The sequence below is a fragment of the Hymenobacter monticola genome (genome assembly GCF_022811645.1).
Classification (GTDB): Bacteria; Bacteroidota; Bacteroidia; order Cytophagales; family Hymenobacteraceae; genus Hymenobacter; species Hymenobacter monticola.
On record NZ_CP094534.1, the window covers coordinates 1917448 to 1943526 of the forward strand.

Here is a 26079-nt window from a genome sequence, read left to right on the forward strand (position 1 = left end):
GCCCAAAGCGGGCAAACCCGCGCCGGCGCTTACGGCTCGTTTTCGAAACGGCGCAGACGCTTCTTGCTGAGCTTATAGCTCAGAATGGCCGGGATGTAGAACGTGACGTCCGCCAGCAGCTTGGCCAGCAGAATGCCCACCGCAAAGTGGCCCAGCCAGCGCGGCAGGTAGTAGAGCAGGTCGGGGCGAATGACGAGACTATCGAGCACTTCGGCCGGGCCGAATTCCACGGCCAGGGCCCGCAGGTTTTGGCCCAGAGTGCGCCAGGTGTAGGCGTAGCCCCGTCGCCGCCTTGCCTGCTGGGTCTGGCGCACGTCCAGCGCCAGCAGCAGGCCGAAGTAAGCCACATTGCCCGCCCAGGTAGCCGCAAGGGCCGTCCGCGCCCCGCTGCGCGTGGCCCGCATCACCAGGCCGGCTGCTACCAGCGTGGCCACTGCCGAGAGCAGCTCGGCGGGCAGGTAGCGCCGCAGCCATTCGCGCAGTCGTTGCTTCATGGCGGGAGAAATGGGTTTTGACGTTGGGGGCGGCGTGTCGGGTGGGCCGCCCTGCCGATGCGCCCCTGAGCTACTCCCGTTTCAGCAGGCTGGCCGAGTTCATGCAGTAGCGCAGGCCGCTTGGTTCCGGCCCGTCGGCGAATACGTGCCCGAGGTGCCCGCCGCACACGTTGCAGCGCGCCTCCATGCGCTGCATGTTGAAACTCTCATCGAAGAAATACGCAATGGCATTGCGCGCCGCCGGCTGCCGGAAGCTGGGCCAGCCCGAAATGGCGTGGTACTTCTCGTCGGCCTCGAACAGCACCGTGCCGCAGCCGGCGCAGGCGTAGCGGCCGGGCTCGTAGGCGCGGCAGTAGGCGTTGCGGTAGGGCGGCTCGGTGGCCTGCTGCCGCAGCACGGCAAACCGCCCGGGCGGCAGCCGCGCGGCCCATTCGGCGTCCGAAAGCTCCACGCGCCGGGGCGGCTCGGGGTTGCCGTATTTGGCGTAGGTGATGATGTCCTTCCAGCGCAGCATCGGGGCCTGACGTTCAGGGCACTCAACCACTGGTGGCCAGCAGGGCCTCTGCCGCCACGGGGTCTTCCACTTCGATGATGAGCTGCTGGTACTCTTCGTCGCGCAGGTCGATGACCAGGAGGTTGGCCGCGTTGCCCACGTCGACGAACATGGGCTTGTGGCTGGCCTGGTGGTCGAGGTAAAAGGTGCCGGCTTTGACCAGGCCGGGCACCGAGGTGCCGCCCGCGCGCAGGCCTTCGAGGCGTTGCGCCGCCGTGGGGTCGTGCCGCACGCCAATGATGTGGGAGCGGGGCACGGTCAGCTCGCTTTTGAAAGCCAGCACCTTGTGCAGGCCGCGAACAGTGAACACAACCGTGTCGTGATGGACAGTGACTTCAACCATGGCCGAAAGCTTAGGGAACGAGGGAAGGGGCGGCACTCGGCACGGCCGCCGCGCCCGCGGCATTCGGCGCCGACTGGCCGGCTGTTTGGGTGCGCATCAGCAGCAAGTATACGCCGCCCGACACCAGGAAGCCCACAAACCACGAGTAATTGTAGAGGCTCACCAGCGCCGGCCAAACTGCGTCCTTGCCCAGCGCCCCCACCGCCACCAGGAAGCCCGGGATGTTGGGCAACACCCCCAGCACCAGGGCCCAGATGGCGGCCCGGTTCACGCCGTTGCGGTAGGCGTAGGGGCCGCGGTACTGGTAGAGGCCGGCCAGGTCGAGGCGCTGGCGGCGCAGCAAGTAGTAGTCCACAATCATGATGCCGCCGATGGGGCCGAGCAGGCCCGAGTAGCCCACCAGCCAGGTGAAAATGAAGCCCGTGGGGTCGGCAATGAGCTTCCAGGGGAAGGTGAGCAGGCCAATGACGCCGGTGATGTAGCCGCCGGTTTTGAAGCTGATGCGCTCGGGCGAGAGGTTGGCGAAGTCGTTGGCCGGGCTCACGATGTTGGCCGCGATGTTGGTGGCCAGCGTGCTCAGGGCCACGGCCAGCATGGCAAAGCTCACCAGCAGCTTGCTGTCGAACTTGCCGGCCAGCACCACCGGGTCCCAGATGGTTTTACCGTAGATGACGAACGTGGCCGAAGTCACGACCACGCCCACAAACGAAAACATGGTCATCGACGTGGGCAGCCCAATGGCCTGGCCCAGCTGCTGAGCGCGCTGGCTGGTGGCGTAGCGCGTGAAGTCGGGGATGTTGAGCGAGAGCGTGGCCCAGAAGCCCACCATGCCCGTGAGCGACGGAAAGAAGAACGCCCAGAACTGCGCGCTATCGGTGAACTTGCTGGGCTGCGCCAATATCGGCCCCAAGCCCTTGCCCGCCGCAATGGCCCACCACAGCAACGCCAGTGCCGCCACTGGCAGGAAAAATGCCTTGAACACCAAGAGCTTGCGGATGCTGTCGACCCCCTTGTGCACGACGTACATATTCAGGAGCCAAAACAGGAAAAACAGCAGCGCCGGCCCGGTGGTCAGGCCCCAGCTAGCCGGAAACACGGCCGGCAGCGTGGCCAGCCCCGGCACCCAGAGCACCGCCATCTGATACAGCGCGTAGCCGCCAATCCAAGTTTGAATGCCGAACCAGCCGCAGGCGATGATGGCCCGCAGCAGGGCCGGCACATTGGCCCCGCGCACCCCAAAGCTGGCCCGCGCAAACACCGGGAACGGGATGCCGTACTGCGCGCCCGCCCGGCCGTTCAGCAGCATGGGCACCAGCACAATGGTGTTGCCCAGGAAGATGGTGAGCAGGGCCTGCCACCAGTTCATGCCGCCCTCGATGAGCGAGCTGGCCAGCATGTAAGTCGGGATGCACAAGCTCATGCTCACCCAGAGCGCGGCGTAGTTGCCGGTGCCCCAGGTGCGCTCGGCGGGCGCCACAGGGGCCAGGTCGGGGCTGGTGAGGCCGGCGTCGGGAGTATGGGTGGCAGTAGCGGTATCCATGGGTGAGTCAAACTAAATGGAACGTCATGCTGAGCACAGTCGAAGCATCTCTACCGCAATAGTAAATAATTACTTGCGCAGTAGAGATACTGCGACTTACTCAGTATGACCTTGCTTCACTGCTCATCCCTCACCGCAGCAGCCCGGCCAGCTGCTCCACCAATACCGGCACGCTCAGGGCGCCCATCACCAGCACCACCAGCCAGCCGGCGGCCAGCATCCAGCGCGGGTGGCGGTAGGAGCCCATCAGGCGGCGGCTGGTGGCGGCTACCAGCACAATGCTCAGGGCGATGGGCAGAATCAGGCCATTCACCGCGCCGGCCACTACCAACAGCTGCGCCGGCTTGCCCACCAGCACAAACACGCTGGTGGAAAGCACGATGAACACGGAGATGCACAGCCGCTCGTGGCGCGCAAACACCGGGTGAAAGGTCTTGAAAAACGACACCGACGTGTAGGCCGCGCCCACCACCGACGAGATGGCCGCGCTCCACAAAATCACCCCAAACACCCGAAAGCCCGCCTCGCCGGCCGCCGCGCGAAACACGCCCGCGGCAGGGTTGTCCTTATCGAGCACCGCCCCGTGCACCAGCACGCCCACAATGGCCAGAAACAGCACAAACCGCATAACGGTGGAAATGACGATGCCGCTGAGGGCGCTGCGCGTCACCTCCACCTGGTTGCCCGGGCCCTTGATGCCCGCATCGAGCAGCCGATGCGCGCCCGAAAACGTGATGTAGCCGCCCACCGTGCCGCCCACGATGGTAACAATAGCCGCCGCGCTAATCTGCGTCGGCATCACCGTGTGGTGCAGCGCCTGCAGCAGCGGCGGCCGGGCGCTGACGGCAATGCCCATCGTGAGCAGAATCTTGACCGTACCCAGCACCTTGGTAAAGCCGTCGAGCATCTTCCCAACTTCCTGCACCCAGAACAGCAGCAGGGCCACCGCGCAGCTTATCATGGCGCCCTGCTCGAAGCTCAGGCCGGTGAGCACATTCAGCCCCAGCCCGCAGCCGGCAATGTTGCCGATGTTGAAGGCAAAGCCGCCCAAAATCACCATCGCGGCCAGAAAATACCCCAGGCCCGGCAGCAGCCGGTTGGCCAAATCCTGCGCCCGCAGCTCGCTCACGGTGAGGATGCGCCAGGTGTTGAGCTGCGCGCCGATGTCGAGCAGCACCGAGAGCAAAATGACGAACCCAAAGCTGGTGAGCAACTGCTGGGTAAACACCGTAGTCTGGGTAAGGAAGCCCGGCCCGATGGATGAATTCGCCATCAAAAAGGCCGCCCCAAGCGTGGCGCCGCCCCACCAGCGCGCCCGTGGCTGGGGCCTCATGGGGCCACGGCCGGGCCGGCCGCTTGCAGCTGCACCCCGGCGGCGCGCAGCTCCTGGTGCAGGCGCCGGGCAAACTCCAGGGCGTGGGCGCCGTCGCCGTGCAAACACACGGTATCGGCCCGCAGCGCCACCTCGGTGCCCTGCTGGCTGCGCACCGTACCGGTTTGCACCATTTGCAGCACCTGGGCAATGGCCTGGTCGGCGTCGGTGATGAGGGCATCGGGCTGGCGGCGCGGGGTGAGGATGCCGTTGGCCTGGTAGGTGCGGTCGGCAAATACCTCGTGGGCCGTGCGCAGGCCCAGCTGCTCGCCGGCCCGGGTCAGCTCCGAGTTGGCCAGGCCGTAAAGCACCAGCTCGGGCTGTACCTTGTACACGGCCTCGGCAATGGCCTGGGCCAGGGCGGCGTTGGTAGCGGCCATGTTGTAGAGGGCGCCGTGTGGCTTGAGGTGGTGCAGGCGGCCGCCCTCGGCCTGGGCCACGGCGTGCAGGGCGCCGAGCTGGTATACCGTCATGTCAAACGCTTCTTCGGCCGAAATATCCAGGTTGCGCCGGCCGAAGCCCACCAGGTCGGGCAGGCCGGGGTGGGCGCCGAGGGCCACGCCGTGCCGCAGGGCAGCGCGCACAGTGCGCTTCATCACGCCCGGGTCGCCGGCGTGGAAGCCGCAGGCAATGTTGGCCGAGGTGATGAAGGGCAATAGAGCCTCGTCGTTGCCCAGCGTCCAGGCGCCGAAGCTTTCGCCCATGTCGCAGTTCAAGTCGACGGTAGGAATTGGGGGCATACGCGTTGAGTTTAAAAAGCGAAAAAACGGCGCAGACGTAGAACCTCACCCCCTGACCCCTCTCCTCAGGGAGAGGGGGCACCGGACTCGCTGCTGACGAAGTTCGTTTGGAAATCGTCCTCACGAACCGGTGCTCCCTCTCCCTGAGGAGAGGGGGTCAGGGGGTGAGGTTGACACGCAGCGCAATGCCCCGCCGCAACGCCCGCAGCTGCCGTTCCTGCGCAAGGTACAGCGCCTGCGCCTCCGCCAGCGTTACTCGCTGAAACCATAGCTGCTGACCCGGCCGCAACTGCGCCAACACCGGGAAATCGGCCGTAATAACCTGGGCCAGGCGCGGGTAGCCGCCGGTGGTTTGGTGGTCGGCCATGAGCGCTATGGGCTGCCCGCTTGCTGGCACCTGCACCGTGCCGAAAGTGACGGCACCTGACAGCAGTTCGGCATTCGTCTGGCGGTTCAACTCCGGCCCCTGCAGGCGGTAGCCCATGCGGTCGGCTTCCGGGCTTACCCTGAACGGCTGCTGCCAAAAGGCGCGCTGGCTGGCCGGGCTAAACTGCTCGTGCTCCGGCCCTGCTATAGCCCGCACCGTGGTTGCTGGCAACGGCGTGCCACACAGCCGCGGGCCGGGTGTATAAGATGCCTGGGCCCATGTTTTGGGCGAAGCAAGGGCGGCTAGCATTGCCATGAGTTTCTGGCCCAGCGGCGTTGGAGGCGCCGTTGGCAGCACGTCGCCGGCCCGCAACGCCCGGCCGTGCAGCCCGCCCAGCCCAGCCCGCAGATAAGTAGACCGGCTGCCCAGCACCAGCGGCACGGCCACGCCGCCCGCCACCGCCAGGTAGGCCCTGCAGCCGGCCGCCGCCGCGCCGAAGGCCAGCTCGGTGCCGGCCGCCACCCACACGGGCCGGTTCATTCCCACCGACCGGCCGTTGAGGGTGGGGGAGAGGTGGGCGCCCGTGAGGGCAATGAGGTGGTCGGCCTCGAAGCGGATGCGCGGGCCCAGCACCGTGATTTCGAGGCCGGCGGCATCTTCGGCATTGCCCACCAGTAGGTTGCCCACGCGCAGGGCCACGGCGTCCATGGCGCCGCTCACCACCACGCCGTCGGCCTGGTAGCCGTGGCGGCCAAGGTCCTGCACGGTGGTGAGCAGGCCGGGACGAAGGATGTTAAGGCTCATTCCGCTGAAGCTGCTCAAATTCCGCCCGGCCAATGGGCACGAAGCGCAGGCGCTGGCCCGCCTGCAGGCGGCTGGGCTGGGCCCGAGTGGGGTCGAACAGCCGCAACGGCGTGCGGCCGATGAGCTGCCAGCCGCCCGGCGTGGGCAGCGAATAAATGCCGGTTTGGGCGCCCGCGATGCCTACCGTGCCGGCCGGCACCTGCAGGCGCGGCCGGGCCCGGCGCGGGGTGGCCAGCCGCGCATCGAGCCCGCCCAGGTAGGGGAAGCCGGGCGCGAAACCTATCATGTACACCAGGTAGTCGGGCGCCGAATGCCGCGCCACTACTTCTTCCCTGCTCAAGCCGGCGTGCTGGGCTACCGCCTCCAGGTCAGGCCCGAACTCGTCGCCGTAGCAGACCGGGATTTCTACCACAGCGCCCTCGGAAGCCACCGGCGTGGCCAGCGCGGCGGGCAGCAACTGCCGCAGCACTTCGGTTATCTGCTCGTACGGCAGGCGGTGCCCTTGCCCATTCAGCAGCCACGGGTCATAGTACACCGTGAGGGTGGTGAAGGCGGGCACCAACTCGCGCAGGCCCGCAAAGGGGTGCTGCGTGAGGTAATGGCGCACGGCCTGGATGGCGCGGTGCGTTTCGGGGCCGATGGCGTGGCCAAATTCCAGCACCACGGCCGCGTCGCCCAGTGGAAACAGGCGCACGTCGGCTGCGGGCGTCGGCACTGGCAGATGGTTGGGCGCGGGGCTCACGGGCTGGCGGTTACTTTTGGGCTCTTTGCTTTTGCGCTTGTGCCGATGAATTATAGCGTCCGTAAATATGGCAGGGCCGGCGGCTTGCTGCTCGCCCTGGTGGCCGGGGCCTGCCAGCGCCCGCCCGTTGCCCAAACCAAGCTGCCCGCCGCTGCCAGCGCGCCTGCCGCGCCCATCCGCCCGCTGCCGCCCATCGAGAAAGGCGTGTCGGAGGTGCTGGCCGTGGCCCGTAAGCAGCGCATCAGCCGGGTGGCCTATGGCCTCGACCTGAATATTCCGGCCGAAAAAGCCAAACCCATTGCGGCCGAGGAAACCGTGACGTTTACCCTGCGCGATGCCGCCGACCCGGTGCAGCTCGATTTCAAAGCGCCCACTGCCAACCTGCACGGTCTTAAGGTGAACGGCCAGCCTGTTACCATCGACCACCGCGGCGAACACCTCGTGCTGCCCGCCTCGGCGCTGAAAATCGGCCGCAACGTGGTCGAAATCAGTCTCACGGCAGGCGAGCAGTCGCTCAACCGCAACGCCGACTACCTCTACACCCTGCTGGTACCCGACCGCGCCCGCACCGTGGCGCCGGTGTTCGACCAGCCTGATTTAAAGGCCACGTTTGAGCTGACCCTCACTGTGCCGAGACAGTGGCAAGCAGTAGCCAATGCGCCGCTGGTTGATTCAGTTGTAACCGCCGACGGCTTATTGCCGGGACGAAAGTTCTGCCACTTTGTTACCTCCGACAGCATTAGCACCTACCTGTTTTCCTTCGCGGCGGGCAAATTCTCGCGCCTGAGCCGCACGCTAGACAAGCGGGCCTTGACGCTGCTGCACCGCGAAACCGACCCGGCCAAGCTGCGCCTGAGCCTCGGCCCCATCTTCCAGCTGCACGCCGATGCGCTGGCGTTTATGGAGCAGTACACGGGCTTGGCGTATCCGTTTCAGAAGTTCGATTTTACGGCCATTCCCGATTTCCAGTACGGCGGCATGGAGCACGTGGGCGCCATCGACTACAAGGCCTCCACGCTGTTTCTGGACGAGGGTGCCACGCAAGACCAAGTACTGGCCCGCTCTAACCTAGTGGCCCACGAAACCGCGCACATGTGGTTTGGCGACTTGGTGACCATGCGCTGGTTCAACGACGTGTGGATGAAGGAGGTATTTGCCAATTTCATGGCCGACAAAATCACGCAGGTGGCGGTTAAAAACTCGAACTACGACCTCAAATTCGTCATCGACCACTACCCGGCGGCCTACGGCATCGACCGTACCGCCGGGGCCAACCCCATCCGGCAGCCGCTGGCCAATTTGCAGGACGCGGGCTCGCTCTACGGCAACATCATCTACCACAAGGCGCCCATTATGATGCGGCAGCTGGAGCGCCTGATGGGGCCCGAAGCCTTCCAGTCCGGCTTGCAGGAGTATTTGAAAAAATACGCCCACGGCAACGCCACCTGGCCCGACCTCATCGACATCCTCGACGCCCGCACCCCCGCCGACCTGCAGGCCTGGAACCAGGTGTGGGTGAACCAGCCCGGCCGGCCCGTGTTCAGCTACCGCATCAGCGGCGGCCACGACCAGCGCTACGGCATATATATGACCCAAACCGCCGAGGACGGCTCCGACCGTATCTGGCCCCAGGAATTTGAGGTCCTGATTGAGTCGGCCAGTGGCGAGCAGCAACAGGTGACCGTGAAGATGGATGGCCAGGAGAAGGGCACCCGCATCCCGTTTCTGCCGAAGCTTATCGTGTTCAACTCCACGGGTGTGGGCTACGGCGTGTTCCCGGCCGCACCGGAGCTGCTTGCTGGTGTGACGCAGCTCAAGAGCCCCGTAGCCCGGGCCGCCACCTACATCAACCTCTACGAAAACATGCTGCGCGGCGAGGCCACTGCGCCGCTGCAGCTGCTCGGGGCCTATCGCCAGGCCCTCACCCGCGAACCTGAGGAGCTGAACCTGAAGCTGCTCACGGGCCAGGCCAGCGCCATTTTCTGGCAGTTTCTCAGCCCCGCGCAGCGACAGGCGGTGGGCCCGGGGCTGGAAGCCGATTTGTGGGCCGCCCTGCAGAAAAACCCGGCCGCGAACTCGAAAAAGCAACTGTTCAAAACCTACCAGTCGGTGGCCCTGACCAAAGCAGCGCAGGCTCGCCTCTACCAAATCTGGCAGGCGCAGCAAGCGCCCGCGGGCGTGAAGCTGACCGAAGACGACTACACCGCCCTGGCCCTGGCGCTGGCCGTGCGCGACTACCCGGCCGCCGAGTCCATCCTGCCCCAGCAGCTGGCGCGCATCAAAAACGTGGACCGCCGCCAGCGGCTGGAATTTCTGATGCCGGCCCTCTCGCCCGACGGGGCCACGCGCGACGCCTTTTTCGCCACCTTGAAAGACGAGAAAGGCCGCGAGAAAGAAGCCTGGGTGACCTCGGCGCTCGGCTACCTGCACCACCCGCTGCGCCAGGCCACGTCGGAAAAATACCTGCCCGCCAGCCTCGATTTACTGGAAGAAATCCAGCTCACGGGCGACATCTTCTTTCCGTATTCGTGGCTGCAGGCCACGCTCGGCAGCTACCAGTCGCCCACGGCCGCCGCTACCGTGCGGGCCTTTTTGGCCGCTCACCCCAACTACAACCCCCAGCTGCGCGCCAAGCTCCTGCAAGCTGCCGACGACCTGTTCCGAGCCGAGAAGCTCGTGCGCTGAAAGCCCGGGTATTTCGTGTTCCACTTCATTCCGCATGAGCATCAGATTTCAGAAAAAGATGGCCGGGCTGCGGCACCTGCCACAGCGCCTGTTTCGGCTGAGTGGGTTCGATGTATTGGGTGGGTGGGCGCTGCTGGCGGCCTGCTCCGGGCCCGGCACGTCCGAGAAAGCGCCGGCTAAGGCGGAAGCCGAAGTGGCCGCAGCTGCGCCGGCCGCCCCGGCTCCCGCGCCAACGAAAAAAGATTTGCAAACCTTCTACGCCGGCACGCTGGGCGGCAAGCTGGCCGTGCGCCTGTGCCTGCTGCCCGCCGATACCGTGGTGGCTGGCGACTATTACTACGAGCCGCGAGGCGCGGGTATTGCCCTACTCGGCCAGCATGAGCCTGGCGGTCGGCTACGGTTGCGTGAGTTTACCAACAAGAAGCACCCCGACCGGCCCACGGCAGAATTCCTCCTGGTGACGGCTGCGCCCGACGGCTCGCTGGCCGGCACCTGGCGCACGCTGCCACCTGCCCGGCCGCGGCAGCTTGCCGTGACGTTGCGCCCCTACGCCCCGCCGCCCGGGGCCGACTGCCGCGTGCGCATCACCAACGCCGAGGACGGCGACCCCACCATCACGGTGCCCGACGCGGCCGTGACCCAGTTGCTGCGCGTGCAGCTGCGCCGCCTCGTGGCCGAAGACAGCGGCGACCCCGGCACCCAGATGCTGACCGCCGAATACGCCGACAACTGCCTGCTAAGCATTATGCTGCACAGCGAAATGGTGGGCGCCAACGTGACGCCGGGCATCAGCCACAGCGTGTATGACCTGCGCACCGGCGAGGGCATTTCGATAGAATCAGAAATTGACCCTAAAAAAGTGCCGGCACTGGTAGCCGAAGCCAACCGCCGCCTGCAGGCCCAGCTGCAGCGCTTCATCAACGACAACAAGGCGGAGGAAGGCGAAGGCGGCATTTTGCAGGAGGAAGACGTGGCCGGGCTGCGTCAGCAGCAGTACACCCGCGCCACCTTCGACGCCTACTACGGCAGCTACCTGCTCAACGATTCCGTGCGCTTTGACTTTCCCATCGAATACGAATACATGAACAGCTTCGTCTCCAAGATGTACACCAATGCCTTCGCGGCGCCCTTTTCCTTCGCTGAAATCCAGCCCTACCTGTTGCCCAACAGCCCCCTGCGCCGCTTGGCAACGGTCGCGGCAACGCCGCCGAAATAGTCCGCCACAGACGTAAGCAAACCCATGCCCGACGCCTACCAACTGCTCACCATCGAGGCCATCCGGCAGCACAGCGCCAACGCGCGCACGCTGGTGCTGCACCCCACGCCCGGCCAGGCGCTGCCCTACGCAGCCGGCCAGTATCTCACGCTGGTGCGCCAGGTGCACGGCCGCGAAATGCGCCGGTCGTACTCGTTCAGCTCGGCGCCGGGCTTGGGCGAGGTGCCGGCCATCACCGTGAAGCGCGTCGACAACGGCCTGTTTTCGCGCTGGCTGGTGGATGATGTGCGCGTGGGCGACGTGCTGCGCACCAGCGGCACGGGCGGCTTTTTCACCTTACCCCCTGATGTTGAGGAATACCAGCAGCTCGTTTTGCTGGCCGCCGGCAGCGGCATCACCCCCATTTTCTCCCTGCTCAAAGCGGCCTTGCACCAGCACACGCAGTTATCGGTGCTGCTCTGCTACAGCAACCGCACGCCGGCCGACGCGCTGTTTCTGGCGGAACTGCAGGCGCTGGCACAGCAGTTTGCCGGGCAGCTGCACCTGGAGCTGTTTTTCAGCCACGACCCCGCGCTCTACCGCGCCCACCTGCACCGCGAGCTGCTGGTCCAGCTAGTGGCCCGGCACGCCCCCGCGCCGCCCGCGCGCACCCTGGCCTACCTCTGCGGCCCCCTCGATTTTATGCGCATGGGCACCTACGGCCTGCACGAAGCCGGCCTGCCGCTGGCCCATATCCGGCGCGAGCTGTTCCAGACTGGCCAGCCCGCGCCGGCCCCCCTCGTACCACCCGACACGGCCGCGCACACCGTCACACTGCTGCTCCGCGGCCAGGCACACCGCCTCCTGGTGCAATACCCGCACACCATCCTCCAGGCGGCCAAACAAGCCGGCCTCAAGCTGCCCTACAGCTGCGAGGTGGGCCAATGCGGCAATTGCGCCGCCCGCTGCACCCAGGGCCAGGTCTGGATGAAGGCTAACGAAGTCCTCACCGACCGCGAGCTGGCCCGGGGCCTCGTGCTCACCTGCACCGGCTATCCCGTGGGCGGCGACGCCACACTGGAGCTGGGCTGAAGCAGACCGCGCAGCATTACAGCCCTTTCTCCAGCACCAGCAGCGTGAGGGGCTGCCGGGGGATGCCGAAGCGCGGGTCGGTGGGAAAGGGCTCGGTGCCGCCGGTTTGGCGGTAGCCCTGGCGCTCGTAATAAGCAATGAGCTCCGACCGCACCGAGATGACCGTCATCTTGCTGGTGGTGCAGCCGTGCTGCCGGCCGTAGTCTTCGGCCGCTTTCAGGAGGAACTTGCCTACGCCGTGCGCCTGCTTTTCCGGGTCGACGGCCAGCATGCCGAGGTACACCTTCGGGCCGGTAGGCTGGGCATAGAAGCTGCCTAGTAGCTCGTTGCTCTCGTCCAGGCACATAAGGATGGCAGCGCCGGGCACCGCCAGCATCTCGCGCAGCCCTTCCTCGTCGATGCGCTGCCCGTCGAGCAGGTGCGCCTCGGTGGTCCAGCCTTGGCGGGAGGCGTCGCCGCGGTAGGCGCGGTTCACGAGGCGGGTGAGGCGAGGGACGTCGGTGGTGGTGGCGGTGGCGAGAATCATTATAAGAGCATGCTACAGCAAAATTATCAACCCTGCCTGGAATAGGAGGTGGTCCTACTTTCGGGCGAACTATTCCTGTAAATTATTTATAAAAAATATTGTGATAGTTAATTGCTCGCTTTAAGTTTGTTGCCTGTCAATAATTATAAAAATTGTTGGCATGCGACAAATAATATGTTCTCATCTCCTAACACCCTTCTTTCACCTAAATGCGCATGGAAAACACCTACTGTCTCTTTTCCCGCCAAACGCTAATATCGGCTAAGGACACGCCGGTTGGCCAACAGGCAGCACAACTCACTTGGGGGCTGGGCTCACGCGTAGCTGGTTGGGCCCTGGTGCTGGCTGCGCTGTTCACCGCGCAGGAAAGCCTGGCCCAGGGCAACCCAGCAGCGGCTGCTCCTGCGAGCTACCGCACCACGGGCGCTTCGCCGAAGTCGCAACTCAAGACAACCCGAACCGTTGTTTCCAGCGCAGTCAGCCAACAGCTTACCGCCACCACCACGGTAACGGTTTCCAGCAACGGCCAGGGATGGTTCTCTCCCCAGGTAGGCCACGATGCTGCTAATACCAACTATATCGTTGGCTTTTATTCGGATGGTCAGGTAAACTATCGCAACTTCTTCACTTTCTCGCTTGCTGGCTTAAATCTCGCGGGCAGGCAGCTGGTCGGCGCTACCCTTTCCATCAAAACAGATGCATTTGGTTTTCCGGCCAGCGTGGTCAACCCCAACAGCACCACATTGTATAACTTATATGATGTGAGCACCTCCCGCAGTGCGTTGATGGCAAGCCATGCCGCCAGCGACCCCGTGACGGCCAGTACTTACGCTGATTTGGGCACCGGCCGGCTATATGGTTCTTCACCGATTGCAGCCGCTACCAGCGGTGGCTACCGGGTGCTCACGCTCAATGCGGCTGCTCTGGCCGACATCGTAGCCCATGCTGGAAATGATTTTGCCATTGGCGGCACGTTGTCGGCGCTTACCAATGAGTACATATTTGGTTACTCATTGTCAAGTCCGCAGCTTCTCACGCTGCAATTCGTTGAAACGCAGTCTATCACGACCGGAAGCCTGGGGGCCGTTGCGTGCGCGGGCAGCGCGCTGGCAGTGCCGTTCACGCAGTCCGGCACCTTCGGCGCCGGCAATACCTTCACCGCTCAGCTTTCCGATGCGGCGGGCAGCTTTGCGGCACCCGTGGCCATTGGCTCGGCCACCGGTACGGCTTCGACCATCAACGCGACCATCCCCGCCGGCACGCCGGCCGGCACGGGCTACCGCATCCGGGTGGTTAGCTCCGCGCCGGCAGTGGTGGGCGCCGACAACGGCAACAACATCAGCGTGAACGTGGCCCCGGTCATCAGCGCGCCCGGCGCCAGCACCACCACCACCGATGCCGGGGTGTGCGGCGCCTCGGTGAGCTTCCAGGCCACGGCCACGGGCACGGCGCCCACCTTCACTTATAGCATCAACGGCACGCCCATCACCTCGCCGCACGTGTTCCCGGTGGGCACCACCACCGTGACGGCCACCGCCAGCAACGCCTGCGGCTCCGACAGCAAAACCTTCCTCGTGACCGTGAACGACGTGACGCCGCCCGCCGTGGTAGCCAACAGCGGCGTAACCGTGACCCTGGTGAACGGCACGGCCACCCTGAGCGCTGCTGATGCCGGCAGCGCCACCGATGCCTGCGGCGTGGCCAGCCTCGTGCTGAGCCGCAGCACCTTCACCTGCGCCGACCTGGCCGGCAGCCCCGTGGCCGTAACCCTGACCGCCACCGACACGCGCGGCAACCAAACCAGCATCCCCGTCAGCGTGACGGTAGTGGGCAGCATTCCCATGCCCGCCATTGCCGTGATGCCCTCGAGCAGCGTGTATACGGGCGGCGTGCCCACCAACCTCTACCTCGGCTACGGGCCGCAGAGCGCCACCCTGAGCGCCACGGGCGGCGTGAGCTACGCCTGGAGCCCGGCGGCCGGCCTGAGCAGCACCACCGCGGCCAACCCGGTATTTACGGCCAGCACCCCCGGCCAGTACACCTACACCGTGACGGCCACCAACGAATACGGCTGCACCAACACGGCTAGAGTCACGCTGACGGTCATCAACGCCTACTGCGATAAGAACAAGGTGATTGTATGCCACGGCGGCAAGGAATTGTGCGTGGCCGCCAGCGCCGTGAACGCCCACCTTACCGGCCACCCCGGCGATAAGCTGGGTGCCTGCACCGGCGGCGTGGCCTTGCGCGGCGCAGCTCCCGGCGAGGGCCTCGCCGAACTGGCCGCCTATCCGAACCCGGCCAATGGCCAGGCCACTCTGTCGTTCCGGGCCCCGCTCAGCGGCCAGGCGCTGATGGAGGTGTACAACGAGATGGGCCAGCGCGTAGCCACCATCTACGACGGCCAAGTGGAAGGCGGGCAACTGTACTCGCGCACCCTCGACAGCCAGGGCCTGACCACCGGCCTGTATGTGTGCCGCCTGGTGCTCAACGGCAAAGCCGAAATGCTGCGCCTGACCATCGCCCATTAACCAGCGGGCAGCGCAGGTAAAAAACTTCCGTGGCCTCGGCTGCGGAAGTTTTTTGCGTTTTGAAGGGTTTCTGCAGGGAGGCGAAATGCGCTTATCGACGCAAGTACCCGCTCAGGTCCGACACGCTGGTAATGCCCAACTGCTGCGCCTGTTGCCCGCGCATGAGCAGGGCATAGGTGTTGTTGAAGCCCAGCGGCGCCAGCCACTCCAGCCCGTAGCGACGCCGGAATTCCTGGCGCACGTAGTTGAGCACCGCCGCCGGCTGCCCACCCAGCGAATCGACCACCGCCGGCTTGGGCTGTAGCAACACCAGCAAGCCGGTGCCCGCGTACTCGGGATAAAGGTCGATGGCGCCGCTGCGCAGGGCTTCGAAGCAGATGGTGGTGGCGCCCAGGCCGGTTTTGGTTTCCACCGCCAGGTCGGTCTGGCCCCGGATGAGGGCCGCGTACATTTCAATGAGGATGTATTGCTCGGCAAAAATCTTGGAGCCCAGGCGCACCACGGGCGCGCCGGGCACGGCCGGGCGGGCGGGGCGCCACAGCCCACGCCGCCGCAGGAAGGCTTCGGCAATGGCCTTGGGGGCTTGGTGCAGGTAGTCGGCCCGGTAGTTCAGCTCGGTCATCACCGAATCAGAAATCTGCCCGTCGAGCTGGGCCAGCACAGCGCCCAGTTCGGGGTGGGCGCGCAGCAGGGCGGGGCGCACCACCGGCACGGCGTAGTAAGGCGGAAAGACGCGGCGGTCGTCGCGCAGCACGCGCAGGCCATAGGCGCGGATGCGCCCGTCGGTGCTGTAGCCGTCGATGACGTCGACGTGGGCGTTGTGAGCTGCCTCGTACACCAGCGCGGGGGCCAGCACCACGCTGGGCAGGCGCGTGAGGCCGTAGGCTTTGGTGAGGCCGGGCAAGCCGTCGGCGCGGCCCACAAACTCGGGGCTGAAGCCAGCCAGGAGCTTGCCCGTGGCCCGGGGCAGCAGGTAGCCGCCGGCCAGCAGCGGCAGTGCCACCAGCAGCGCCGCGCCGGCTTGCCGCAGCCGCTGGGCGCTGAGCTTCTGCACACCGCCCAGCAGCGCATCCAGTGCCAGCGCCAGTCCGGCGGCCGGCAGGGCCCCGGCCAGTATCATCACGGGGTTGTTGAGGTTGATGCCGCCGAAGATGAATTCGCCCAACCCGCCGGCCGCCACGTAGGCCGCCAGCGTAGCCACGCCTACATTTATTACCGCCGCCGTGCGGATGCCGGCCATGAGCACCGGCAGCGCCAGCGGCAGCTCCACCTGCCGCAGCACTTGTCCACGGCTCATGCCCAGGCCGCGGGCGGCTTCTACCACGGCCGGCGGCACGCCCCGAACGCCCTCAAACGTGTTGCGAATAATGGGCAGCAGCGCATACAAAAACAGCGCGCAAATGGCCGGTACCGCCCCAATGCCCAGCAGCGGAATCAGAAAGCCAAGCAGGGCAATGCTGGGTACCGTTTGGAGCACGCCGGCCCCGCCCAGCACCGCCGGGGCCCAGCGCGGCCGGCGCGCCAGCCCCAGCCCCAGGGGCACGCCCACCAGCACCGCCAGCAGCAGCGAAGCCGCCGTGAGGCCGATGTGCTGCAAGGTTTGCTCGCCCAGCTTGCCGGCCTGTTCGTGCCAGAAAGTGAATAAGGCCCTTAGGGTTTCCATGCGTCCTCCTCCCGTTGCAGGGCCGCGCCGAAAGCGGCCATGAGCTGGGCCACCGTGAAACCACTGTTGGTGGCGGCGGCATTCGTCAGGGTTTCCAGCGCCTCGTGCACGGTGATGTGCCGGTTATTGTCATCCAAAAACTCCTTGCTGAGCACATCGCCCAGCGTGAGCGTGCGCAGCTGCAGCGCCAGCCGCTCGGCCGCAAAAAAGCGGCGCACAAAGTTATTGGCCGGTTGAAATAGCAGCTCGCGTGGCGTGCCCAGCTGTTGCACCCGCCCGGCATCAAGCAATAAAATGCGGTCAGCCAGCTCGAAGGCTTCGGCCACATCGTGTGTCACGAGCACCACGGTTTTGCTGCGCAACTCCTCCAACTCCCGAAACTCGCGCCGGATGCCGGCCCGCGTGATGGGGTCGAGGGCGCCAAACGGCTCATCCATTAGCACAATGGGCGGGTCTGCGGCCAGGGCGCGGGCCAGGCCCACGCGCTGTTGCTGCCCGCCCGAGAGCTGCTGCGGCAGCGCGTGGGCGTAGCGCGCGGGCGGCAGGTGCAGGCGCGTGAGCAGGGCTTCGGTGCGCGCCGCAATGGCCGCCGGGGCGAGGCCCAGCAGCTTGGGCACCACGGCAATGTTTTCGGCCACGGTGTAGTGCGGCAGCAGGCCCACTTGCTGAATGACGTAGCCCATGCCGCGCCGCAGCGCTTCGGCCGGCTGCTGGCGCACGTCGCGCCCGTTGATTTCGACGGTGCCGCCGTCGGGCTCTATCAGGCGGTTGAGCATTTTGAGCAGCGTGGTTTTGCCGCAGCCGCTGGGGCCCAGCAGCACCAGCGTTTCGCCGGCGGCCAATTCAAAGGACACGTCCTGCACCACGGCGTGGGCGCCGTAGCTTTTGCGGAGGTTGGCAACGCGGATGGCAGGCGGTGGGGGAGGAGCGGACACGCGGCAAGGTAAGCCGAACCGGAATACCAGCGCTATGCTGTCATCCTGAGCGCAGCGAAGGACCTTATCACGTAAGGACTGGCCGTTACAACGTGATAAGGCAGGATAACAGACGGCGCCGTTCTACATCACCACAGTCGAATATCCGTCATGCCCGTGGGGATGGGTGCCAATTCGCTAAAGCCCAGCACACACCAGTTGGCTTGCACGCCGAAGGCACCGCCTTGCAGCACGTAGCTCACCCAGCGGGTGAGGCTTTGGCCGGTGTACTGCCCGGTTTCGGGGTCGAATTCGCGCAGCAACAGTTGGTCGCCCACCTGGAAGCCCCGGTCGTTTTCGCGCACGTCGAAGGGCTTGGTGCCAGCCTTTACGGCCGCAAAGCACGACGGCCAGATTTTGAGCTCGTGGGTCTGGCGCTGCGAGGGGTTGGGGGTGTGAAACTGCGGAACAAAAGCTTCGGGGAAAGTGAGGTTCGAAGTCATGGGAAAGGTGCGTTAGGGAGCGGCCGGCGGGGCGTCCGTGGTGGGCGGCAGTGGGGCAGGGCTTAGGCTCCGGGGATGAAGGCTTGTTTTCTCAAGTTAAATAAAAAATCAAGGCCAAGCTGTTTTAACGATAAGGAAATCAGCATGGTTCCGGTGCAAAGCAAGGCGCGTCTCGGGGAGGAGTATGCCCAGGTCGGACCGGGCCACAGCCTCACACAATCGATTGAACGACGCGCATCACGAGCTTTTAGCTTCTGGATAAGCTCGGCGCTAAGAGCAGTGCAAGCCAGAATACCGGTGGTCAGGCGGCCCAAAAAATTAACGAAGCCACCCTCGGCATGCCTTTCTTTGAAGTCTCACTTTGCATGCTGTTCATGAAAATCCTTCTCCCAGCCGTTGCCATTTTCAGCCTTTTACTGGGCCCCGCCGCCCGCGCGCAGGCCCCGCTCACCGTGCCCAAGCCCGTGACGGCCGCCCTGGAGCAGGTGCGCCCCGCCGACATCAAAGCCCACATCGCCTACCTAGCCGACGACCGCCTGCAGGGCCGCAAAGCCGGCACCCCCGGCTATCAGATGGCCGTCGACTACGTCACCCAACAGCTGAAAACCCTGGGCGTGCAGCCCGCCGGCGAAGGCGGCACCTACATCCAGAAAGTGCGCCTGCGCCGCGCCTTCCTGCAGCCCGGCGCCACCTTCGAGGCTCGCGATGCGCAGGGCGCCGCGCTGCCCCTCACCGCCGGCCAGGACTTCGTGCTGTACCCCAGCCCTGAGCTGCCGGCCACCAGCATCAAGAATGCGCCGCTGGCCTTTGCCGGCTACGGCATCAGCGCCCCCGACCTGGGCTACGACGACTACGCCGGCCTCGACGTGAAGGGCAAAGTGGTAATGATAGTGCGCGGCGCGCCTCGCACCTTCGTGTCCACGGTGGCTTCGGCCAGTCAGGATTTGGCCGTGCTGCTCAAAACGGCCGTCAGCCGCGGCGCGGTGGGCTTGCTCGTGGCGTCCACCCACGCCACCCCGCCGGCCAGCATCAAGGCCGGCACCTACAGCGTGCTGGGCGCCAACGGCAAAGTGGCGGCTTCGCGCACGTTTGCGCCCGGCAGCCAGCAGCAGTTCTACGGCACGGTGAATGCCGTGGCGCTTCAGCGGTTTCTGCAGACCGCGGCGCTCGATACCACCCAGGTTTTCGCGGCCATCAAGAGCGGCAAGCCAGCTTCGGCGGTGCTCAAAACCACGCTCACGGCTAGCGCGCAGTCCCGGTATCAGGACATTGAGAGCTACAACGTGGTAGGCAAATTCCCTGGCTCCGATGCCAAGCTGAAAAGCGAGTACGTGGTGCATTCGGCCCACCTCGACCACCTCGGCGTCACGGCCCCGGTGAAGGGCGACTCCATCAACAACGGCGCCCACGACAACGCCTCGGGCGTGTCCTGCGTGCTCGAAATCGCCAAAATCTATTCCAAGCTCAAGGAAAAGCCCAAGCGCACGATGCTCTTCGTGTTCATGACCGGCGAGGAACTGGGCCTGCTGGGCTCCACCGCTTTTGCTACCAATCCCACCGTGCCCAAGGCCAGCATCGTGGCCGACATCAACATGGACATGCCCACGCTCATTGCCCCGTTGCTGAGCGTGGTGGCCCTGGGCGCCCCGCACTCCACCCTCATCGAGCCCGTGAAGCGCGCCGCCGCCTACATGGCCATCGACCTCGAAAACGACCCCGAGCCCGAGCAAAACCGCTTCATTCGCAGCGACCAGTACAGCTTCGTGACGGCCGGCATCCCGGCCCTGCACCTCAAGTACGGTAACAAAACCGCCGACGGCCGCAACAACCTCAGCGAGGAGGTGCAGAAGTGGCGCGCCGTCACCTACCACAAGCCGCAGGACGACATCAACGGCCGGTTCGACTTCGAAGCCGGCCGCAAGTACGTGCAGCTCTGCTTCCTCATCGGCTACCAGGTAGCCCAGGACCCCGCGCGCCCCACCTGGAACAAGGGCGACTTTTTCGGGGTGCGCTACGGCCAGCGGTAGGCGGCTCGAATGGGGCGGCCGTGGCCCGTTTGCCGGCGGACTATCGGCATCGATTGCGGTAGATTGCGGCTAAAATCGGTTAAAAATCAAACGGTTGTGTGGGTGGAAGGGCCCTCTATATTTGCGCTCATTCCCAGCCAAAGCCGTTTGATTTTTCAGTCAAATTGAGTGGTGGCGTAGCTGGTTTCCCGCGTTTTCAATCCCTAAAATTCCCATGCGCAACCCCTTGAATCTGAAAGCTCCTGCCGCTGCCCTGGCCGCCTCGCTGGCTCTGCTGGCCGCCTGCCAATCCACCGAAACCAAACAGGAAACCACCGCCACAACCGCGCCCAGCGAAGCTCCCAAAGCGGACTCGGCCGCGGCGCCCAAGTATCTGTCGCAACCCCTCATCAGCAACATCTACACCGCCGACCCCTCGGCGCACGTCTTCGACGGCAAAATTTACATCTACCCCTCGCACGACATTGAAACGGGGATGCCCGAAAACGACAAGGGCGACCATTTTGCCATGCGCGACTACCACATCCTGTCGATGGACAGCATTGGTGGAAAACTGACGGACCACGGCGTGGCCCTCGACACCAAGGACATTCCCTGGGCCGGCCGCCAGCTCTGGGCACCCGATGCCGCCTTCAAAAACGGCACCTACTACCTCTACTTCCCCGTGAAAGACAAGCAGGACGTCTTCCGCATCGGCGTGGCTACCAGCAAAACGCCGGCAGGCCCTTTCAAAGCCGAGGCCACGCCCATGGCCGGCAGCTTCAGCATCGACCCGGCCGTGTTCCAAGACACCGACGGCAAAGCCTACATGTACTTCGGCGGCCTGTGGGGCGGCCAGCTGCAGCGCTGGCAAAAAGGCACCTACGACGCCAACGCCCCCGAAAAGGAGCCCAACGGCGACGTGCCGGCTCTCAACGCCCGCGTGGGCAAACTCGCGGCCGACATGAAGCACTTCGACGGTCCGGTGCAGGAAGTGAAAATTCTGGATGAAGCCGGCAAGCCCCTGCTGGCCAGCGACACCAAGCGGCGCTTCTTCGAGGGTGGCTGGCTGCACAAGTACAACGGCAAGTACTACTTCTCCTATTCAACCGGCGACACCCACCTGCTGGTGTATGCCGTGAGCGACAAGCCCACCGGCCCGTTCACCTACAAAGGCGTCATCATGCAGCCCGTGGAGGGCTGGACTACCCACCACTCCATCATCGAAAAAGATGGCAAGTGGTACATCTTCTACCACGACACCCAACTGAGCGGCAAAACCTGGCTGCGCAACATTAAAGTGACGGAGCTGAAGCGCCGGGCCGATGGCAGCATCGAGACGATAGTGCCGTAGGGCGTCGCCGAAAAGAAACGCAGAACGTCATGCCGAGCGCAGCCGAGGCATCTCGCGTGCAGTAGTAATCCATTCGACAGGATTTACTCTGGCACGCGAGATGCCTCGGTTGCGCTCGGCATGACGTTCTTTTAGTTGAACAAACTCCTCCGAAACTTTCCGCCGGCCTCATTGCTTTAAGTATTCGTATTTTTGCATCCTCATGCGGCCGTGCCGCTTTTTTATAAAACACTACGACAATGGCAGTTTATCCCGAATACATGGTGGCGCCCATCCGCCAAGACCTCACCGAGGTTGGTTTTGAGCAGCTGATGACCCCCGAAGCCGTAGAATCGGCTTTGGCCGATAAGGAAGGCACCGTGCTGGTGGCCGTGAACTCGGTGTGCGGCTGCGCCGCCGCCAAGGCCCGCCCGGCCCTGAAAATGGCCCTCGCCAGCGCCGACAAAAAGCCCGGCAAACTCGTGACCGTTTTCGCCGGCATGGAAACCGACGCCGTGGCCAAAATGCGCGAGCACCTGCTCCCTTATCCTCCTTCCTCGCCCTGCATCGCCCTGTTCAAAGACGGCGAGTTGGTGCACATGATTGAGCGCTACCACATCGAGGGCTCCGATGCCATGCGCATCGTGAACAACCTGCAAGGCGCCTTCGAGGAGTATTGCTAATTCCAGTATCAGCGGTTGACGTCGATTTCGCACTAGGTTTTGAGCTCAAAAAGCCGCTTCCGTCACGGGAGCGGCTTTTTCGTTTTCTGCCTTAAGGGCTCAAGTGTAAGCCCAGGGCCAGCACCTGGCCCTGCCAAAGGCATGCGCCGCGCGGAGCGGCGGCTTGTGTATCATATTCTTGATTGAGTACCGTTTGGGGCCGGCACACGTACCTTGTTGCGCCTTGGCTCAGACCCGGGTACTGGTCACTCATTTCATTCTTTTTCACTCATTTTATTTCTGCTTACATATGGAAAACTTTTCCTCGTCTTGGGTGGTGCCGCGCTGGCTGAAGCCAGCCGCGCTGGCTCTGAGCCTGCTAACCGCCCCGGCTGCCTGAGCCCAAACCAGCCCATCGGTCATTTACGGCCTAGGCACGGCTACCCAGAACTTTGGCGGCGTCGCGGCGGGCCAGCAGGTTCTGGTGCCGCTCTACCCGGCCAACCTTTCCGGTACTGCGCAGCTCTTCGGGACGAGCCAGATTATTGCCGGCGTCACGGCCGGTCAGCAACTGGTGGGCATCGATGTCCGGCCCAGCACCGGCCAACTCTACGGACTGGGCTACAACCGCAGCACCGGAACCACCTAACTCTACCTGCTCAGCATACCCACCGGCTCGACTACCACGGTCACGGCCACGCCTATCAACGCCACGCCCATCACCCTCAACCTGCAAGACCCCAACGCCAGCCTGACCGGCACGGGGGCCAACACCCGCGGGCTGATTACCAACGTAGGATTCGACTTTGACCCGCGCGCCGACCGCCTCCGGGTGGTGGCGCCCAACGGCGTCAACTACCGCCTCAACCCCAATACCGGCGCGCTGGCCGGCACCGATACCAACCTGACTTACGCGGCCGGCAGCAACGTGGCCCACGCACCCTACATCGGCACGGTGGCTTATACCAACTCGGCCACGACCGTGGCCGGCACTACGCTCTATGATATCGACGTGACCAACACCAACGCCCTGCTCTCGATTCAGAACCCGCCCGACGACGGCATTCTCAACCGGGTAGCACCCGTTACCTTTCGAACCCTCAACAACCCGAATGCCTTTCCGCTGACGTCTCCTACCATCGGGCTGGACCTGGATATCTTTTACGACCGCAGCAGCAGCAGCAACTTGGCCTATCTGGTGGAGGCTCGCTACTCGGACCCGAACAATTCTAATATCAACAACGGTGGCACCGGCAACCAATTCAGTTCCTACCTGTGGGCGTTTAACCTGCAAACTGGGCAGGCTGTGGGCCGCAATATTTTTGGGAGTGTTCCGGTGTTCATCTCCAACATCGCTGCTACGAGCGGCTCAACACTGGTGTGGACCGGGCAGGCCGGTGCCGATTGGCAGAACGCCGGCAATTGGCAGCCCAATCGGGTGCCCACCTCTGCTGATGACGTCTTCATTGCCGGCACCGGCACGCTGGTAGCCCCCGGCCTCACCGTGACCACGCAGCCTATCATCACGGCCACTACCTCAGTGGCCCACACGGTAACGCTTGACAACAACGCACTGCTGGCCACCAACAACGGCGGCCTGCTGAGCCTGGCCGGCAACTTCATCAACAACGGCGGTGTGGTGGCGGGCACCGGCACCGGCACCATCGCCCTAGTCGGCACCGCCCAGCAAGACATCAGCGGCAGCACCGCTACCAGCTTCTGGAACTTGGGCGTGGGCGCCAATGGCGCTACCACCAGCGCGGCCGTTTCTGTCCGGCGCAGCGTGCAGGTAAGCGGCACGTTGGCCATCGGTTCGGGCCAATCGTTTACGCTGCTGAGCAGCGCCAGCGGCACGGCTTATGTGGTGAACAACGCCGGAGGCAGCGTTTCGGGCCTGGCCACGGTGCAGCGCTACACCACCCCCACCAATCCCGGCGCAGGCTACCGCCACTATGGCTCACCCGTGTCGAAAGCCAGCGGCAGCGCCACCAGCAGCACGGTGGCCGACTTCGCCACCAGCGGCTTCACGCCGGTGGTAAGCACGGCTTACAACACGTCGTCCGCGCCGCGGCTGGAGACGGTTTACCCAACGGTTTTTTTCTACGACCAATCGCGCCTAGCTACCAGCAATGCGTCGTACGCGGTGGGAGATTTCGACAACGGGTTCGTCTCGCCTGCCGCCCTCACCGATACTCTCTCGCCCGGCCGCGGCTACACGGTCAATATTCCGGGTACCGAGCTGGTCGATTTTCAGGGCAAGCTGCGCACCGGCAGCTACTCAACCGGCTTCTTGGCGCGGGGCGCACAAACCAACGCCGGCTACCACTTGCTGGGCAATCCGTATCCAGGAGCCATTAGCTACACCACGTTGTACGGTGCTTCGTCGGGCATGCAGGACGGGTTGTATATATTCCGGAGCAGCGGGCGGTACATAGGCAGCTACTCCACCTACATCAGCAACGGCCAGAGCGTAAACGGCGGCAGCGACAATGTACCGCTGGCGCAAGGCTTTTTCGTGCGGGCGCAGCCTGGCGGCGGCCAGGTCGCCTTCACCAATGCGGCCCGCACCAATGCCCCCGAAACCGCCGTTTTCCAGCGCAGCGCCAGCACGGTTCCGGCACTGGCCCTCACCCTGAGCGGCAACAACGCGGCCAACCAGACGCGCATCTACTTCGAGCGCGGGGCCAGCAGTGGCTACGACAACGGCCAAGATGGCTACTACCTGCCGCCTTCGCACGGCCTGGACCTGGCCAGCGACGTCGCGCCCGAAGCATTCAGCATCAATGGCCTACCCGAGTTAGTCGGGGCAGCCGTATCGGTGCCCCTGCGCCTGCACGCAGGAGTTGCGGGCTTATACACGCTGACGGTGGATGAGCTGGTTAACCTGCCGGCCGGCTACCATGCCTACCTGCGCGACGGCCGTACCAATACCTATACCGACCTGGCTACCACTCCCAGCATGCGCGTGTCCCTGTTTCCTGTCGATGCTGCCGTTGGCCGATTTACGGTGGTTTTCAGCGCGTTGCAGCCGCTGGCCAATGCCCCAGCTGCCTTGGCCGCTCTGGTTAGCCTCTACCCCAATCCTGCCCACGGTTCTGCCACGCTGCTGCTGCCCCAGTCCCTGCGCGGCGCGGCCGCCAGCCAGGTAGAGGTACTCAACACCCTGGGCCAAGTAGTGCTGCGCCAGACTGTGGTCGCTATCAGCGCCGAACCGGTGAGTTTGCCCCTCACCGGGCTGGCCGCGGGCGTCTACACGGTGCGAGCCATTACGGCTACCGGTGCGGTAGCCCGTCAGCTGCGTATTGAATAAACTGGGCTTGCTACCCTTCCAACGGCCCCTGTCGGTAGTACCGGCGGGGGCATGTTGTGTAGAATGGGCTATAGCCTTCCGTCCTTGGCGCTCTAAGCCACTGGCTTGGATTCGTAGATGGTCGTCCCGGTTTCGGGGCGGCCATTTTTTTTGCTGCTTTCTTTATCGTCCGCCTTATCGGATGGTTTGGCCGTGGCAATGAGCAACACGCCGGCTACCATAAAGCCGGCGCCCAGTAGCACCTGCCACGTCAGCTTCTCCTTCAGAAACAGCGCCGCCAGCAGCACCGAAAACACCAGCGCCACATTGGTGAGCGGCGATACCCGCGAAGCATCGCCAAGAGATAATGCCCGGAAAGACAGCAGCGATGACGTAGCTGTGAGGATGCCGGCCGTAATGAGAAACGCCCAGCTTTTACGGTCAATTTTCGTGATTTCGGGCAGCAGGCCTTCCCATACCACCGTGCCCCACGACACCACAATTATCAGCACCGCCTGAATGGCAAACGCCAGACTGGGCGGCACGTTTTTGATTCCCGCTTTCGACAGCGTGACGACGGTAGCCGACACCACGGCCGCCAATAAGGCAAAGACTATCCACATAAGCTGGGCTCCGAACTCTAACCGGCGAGCCACGTGCGCTTGGCAGTACGCGGCGCATGGGCCCGGGTTTGATGCAACCCCGGCCGGTCACAAAAAATGCCG

Annotated in this window: 21 protein-coding genes and 1 pseudogene; 9 read left to right on the forward strand and 13 right to left on the reverse strand. The window is 64.5% G+C overall.

The window, feature by feature from the left end; all coding sequences use genetic code 11:
* Positions 1–29: 29 nt before the first annotated feature.
* The 8 genes from MTP16_RS08055 to pxpB form a co-directional block, all read right to left on the reverse strand.
* The gene (locus MTP16_RS08055; protein WP_243517934.1) at positions 30–494 is read right to left on the reverse strand and encodes a hypothetical protein; all 465 of its coding nucleotides are present in this window, start codon (positions 492–494) and stop codon (positions 30–32) included.
* Between the two features lie 70 nt (positions 495–564).
* Positions 565–1008, reverse strand: coding sequence for a peptide-methionine (R)-S-oxide reductase MsrB (gene msrB, locus MTP16_RS08060; protein ID WP_243517936.1), 444 nt, complete (start codon positions 1006–1008; stop codon positions 565–567).
* Positions 1009–1030: 22 nt separating this feature from the next.
* Complete coding sequence (locus MTP16_RS08065) at positions 1031–1390, reverse strand: hypothetical protein (protein WP_243517939.1); 360 nt, start codon at positions 1388–1390, stop codon at positions 1031–1033.
* Between the two features lie 10 nt (positions 1391–1400).
* Positions 1401–2930 carry an NCS1 family nucleobase:cation symporter-1 gene (locus tag MTP16_RS08070; protein ID WP_243517942.1) on the reverse strand — a complete coding sequence of 510 codons (1530 nt, stop codon included), beginning with the start codon at positions 2928–2930 and terminating at the stop codon, positions 1401–1403.
* 130 nt (positions 2931–3060) lie between these two features.
* A complete protein-coding gene (locus MTP16_RS08075; protein ID WP_243517945.1) occupies positions 3061–4203 on the reverse strand; it encodes an NRAMP family divalent metal transporter in 1143 nt (380 codons plus the stop codon).
* 56 nt (positions 4204–4259) lie between these two features.
* Complete coding sequence (locus MTP16_RS08080) at positions 4260–5042, reverse strand: LamB/YcsF family protein (protein WP_317244098.1); 783 nt, start codon at positions 5040–5042, stop codon at positions 4260–4262.
* Positions 5043–5199: 157 nt separating this feature from the next.
* A complete protein-coding gene (locus tag MTP16_RS08085) occupies positions 5200–6213 on the reverse strand; it encodes a 5-oxoprolinase subunit C family protein (protein ID WP_243517948.1) in 1014 nt (337 codons plus the stop codon).
* Positions 6203–6928 (reverse strand): 5-oxoprolinase subunit PxpB, encoded by a 726-nt coding sequence (gene pxpB, locus MTP16_RS08090; RefSeq protein WP_243517952.1) that lies wholly within the window; start codon positions 6926–6928, stop codon positions 6203–6205. Before pxpB ends, MTP16_RS08085 begins: the two co-directional genes overlap by 11 nt.
* A 72-nt stretch (positions 6929–7000) precedes the next feature.
* On the opposite strand from pxpB, the gene MTP16_RS08095 reads away from it, so the two are divergent.
* From MTP16_RS08095 to MTP16_RS08105, 3 genes are read left to right on the forward strand one after another with little or no spacing between them, the layout of a single operon-like run.
* The gene (locus MTP16_RS08095) at positions 7001–9640 is read left to right on the forward strand and encodes a M1 family aminopeptidase (protein WP_243517955.1); all 2640 of its coding nucleotides are present in this window, start codon (positions 7001–7003) and stop codon (positions 9638–9640) included.
* Positions 9641–9674: 34 nt separating this feature from the next.
* Positions 9675–10856 (forward strand): hypothetical protein, encoded by a 1182-nt coding sequence (locus MTP16_RS08100; RefSeq protein ID WP_243517960.1) that lies wholly within the window; start codon positions 9675–9677, stop codon positions 10854–10856.
* 24 nt (positions 10857–10880) lie between these two features.
* On the forward strand, positions 10881–11927 hold the full coding sequence (locus MTP16_RS08105) for a ferredoxin--NADP reductase (protein WP_243517963.1): 1047 nt from the start codon (positions 10881–10883) through the stop codon (positions 11925–11927).
* 16 nt (positions 11928–11943) lie between these two features.
* Here the strand turns inward: MTP16_RS08105 and MTP16_RS08110 are convergent, their stop codons facing one another.
* Positions 11944–12453: a GNAT family N-acetyltransferase gene (locus MTP16_RS08110; protein WP_243517966.1), complete on the reverse strand. Its 510-nt coding sequence runs from the start codon at positions 12451–12453 to the stop codon at positions 11944–11946.
* Between the two features lie 215 nt (positions 12454–12668).
* On the opposite strand from MTP16_RS08110, the gene MTP16_RS08115 reads away from it, so the two are divergent.
* Positions 12669–14984, forward strand: a complete 2316-nt coding sequence (locus tag MTP16_RS08115) for a T9SS type A sorting domain-containing protein (protein ID WP_243517977.1) — start codon at positions 12669–12671, stop codon at positions 14982–14984.
* 91 nt (positions 14985–15075) lie between these two features.
* Here the strand turns inward: MTP16_RS08115 and MTP16_RS08120 are convergent, their stop codons facing one another.
* The 3 genes from MTP16_RS08120 to MTP16_RS08130 all read right to left on the reverse strand — a co-directional run bounded on the left by MTP16_RS08120 (position 15076) and on the right by MTP16_RS08130 (position 18064).
* Positions 15076–16647, reverse strand: a complete 1572-nt coding sequence (locus MTP16_RS08120) for an ABC transporter permease/substrate-binding protein (protein ID WP_243517981.1) — start codon at positions 16645–16647, stop codon at positions 15076–15078.
* The gene (locus MTP16_RS08125) at positions 16635–17582 is read right to left on the reverse strand and encodes an ABC transporter ATP-binding protein (protein WP_243517983.1); all 948 of its coding nucleotides are present in this window, start codon (positions 17580–17582) and stop codon (positions 16635–16637) included. Before MTP16_RS08125 ends, MTP16_RS08120 begins: the two co-directional genes overlap by 13 nt.
* A 128-nt stretch (positions 17583–17710) precedes the next feature.
* Positions 17711–18064 (reverse strand): ASCH/PUA domain-containing protein, encoded by a 354-nt coding sequence (locus tag MTP16_RS08130; protein WP_243517986.1) that lies wholly within the window; start codon positions 18062–18064, stop codon positions 17711–17713.
* Positions 18065–18438: 374 nt separating this feature from the next.
* On the opposite strand from MTP16_RS08130, the gene MTP16_RS08135 reads away from it, so the two are divergent.
* From MTP16_RS08135 to MTP16_RS08155, 5 genes and pseudogenes are all read left to right on the forward strand, one after another.
* Positions 18439–20091 carry a M28 family peptidase gene (locus MTP16_RS08135; RefSeq protein WP_243517989.1) on the forward strand — a complete coding sequence of 551 codons (1653 nt, stop codon included), beginning with the start codon at positions 18439–18441 and terminating at the stop codon, positions 20089–20091.
* A 214-nt stretch (positions 20092–20305) separates the two neighbouring features.
* Positions 20306–21424: a glycoside hydrolase family 43 protein gene (locus MTP16_RS08140; protein WP_243517992.1), complete on the forward strand. Its 1119-nt coding sequence runs from the start codon at positions 20306–20308 to the stop codon at positions 21422–21424.
* A 239-nt stretch (positions 21425–21663) separates the two neighbouring features.
* Positions 21664–22086 (forward strand): BrxA/BrxB family bacilliredoxin, encoded by a 423-nt coding sequence (locus tag MTP16_RS08145; RefSeq protein WP_190927064.1) that lies wholly within the window; start codon positions 21664–21666, stop codon positions 22084–22086.
* Positions 22087–22549: 463 nt separating this feature from the next.
* Positions 22550–23257: pseudogene (locus MTP16_RS08150) on the forward strand (DUF4394 domain-containing protein); the annotation flags it as partial.
* Between the two features lie 1767 nt (positions 23258–25024).
* Positions 25025–25375 (forward strand): T9SS type A sorting domain-containing protein, encoded by a 351-nt coding sequence (locus MTP16_RS08155; protein WP_243520006.1) that lies wholly within the window; start codon positions 25025–25027, stop codon positions 25373–25375.
* 92 nt (positions 25376–25467) lie between these two features.
* On the opposite strand, the gene MTP16_RS08160 is transcribed toward MTP16_RS08155, so the two are convergent.
* The gene (locus MTP16_RS08160; RefSeq protein ID WP_243517995.1) at positions 25468–25977 is read right to left on the reverse strand and encodes an EamA family transporter; all 510 of its coding nucleotides are present in this window, start codon (positions 25975–25977) and stop codon (positions 25468–25470) included.
* Between the last annotated feature and the right edge of the window lie 102 nt (positions 25978–26079).